General features: G+C 62.7%; 1 pseudogene. It reads left to right on the top strand.

The annotated features are described in order from the left end of the window. Nucleotides 1–411 (top strand): annotated as a pseudogene (locus tag A7Z06_RS22195) (hypothetical protein); the annotation flags it as partial. Nucleotides 412–765 lie beyond the last annotated feature (354 nt).

The raw sequence follows: 765 nt of genomic DNA, 5'->3' as shown, positions 1-765 counted from the left end.
GCGGTGCAGTGGGGCGACACGCAGCTTAAGATCCACCTGGCGCGGCTGGTCGAAATGGAATACCTGCTGGTCCACCGTCGCGGGCTGACGTTCTGCTATGAACTGCTGTTCGACGGGGACGGCAACGCAGACGCCGCGCACCTGTGCGGTCTGATCGACGTGCCGGAAACGCCGGAGAAACCACCGTATGACTCCGCCCGGTCGGGGCAGGCGGTGAAGCAGTCGGCCTCCGGTCGGGCAGTGGTCGGCGGTCAGTCGGGTAAGGCTGAAACCGTGCCAGACCAGACACCACAAGGCTTACAGGCCGGATCGGTCGGGGCAGAGGAAAAAGCCCTGTCCCGGCAGAACGCAAAAAACCTGCCCCGCAATCATACTGCGGCCCGTCCGGGCCGGAGCAACACGGAAGCATAAGTACGACTTCATCCGGTCGGGGCAACGGCTGCAATGGTCGGCCTCCGGTCGGCAGTCAGTCGGCAGGTGGTCGGGTAACGTAATACCCCCGCAGGCCGCGCCCTGTAAGGCTGATACCATGAAGCGGTCGGCCTGCCTGAAAATCACTGTTCCACCCTCTGTTCTTATCCCCATCGTACCGTAATCTCACTCAGGACAATCATCATGACAAAGCCCAAATCACCGGGGCCGGAAGCCCTTTATCTCAGCCGCCAGAACGAACACACGACACAGCGCCGGCATATGCTCGCCTGGCTGGAAAGCCTGGAAGCCGCAGGCTACAGCGCGCGCAGCGTGGAAGGCTACCGCGAACGG

It is taken from the genome of Escherichia sp. MOD1-EC6819, assembly GCF_002965765.1.
GTDB classification, from domain to species: domain Bacteria; phylum Pseudomonadota; class Gammaproteobacteria; order Enterobacterales; family Enterobacteriaceae; genus Escherichia; species Escherichia ruysiae.
Note: the sequence above shows the minus strand (reverse complement) of the source record. Positions and strands in the feature narration are given on the sequence as shown.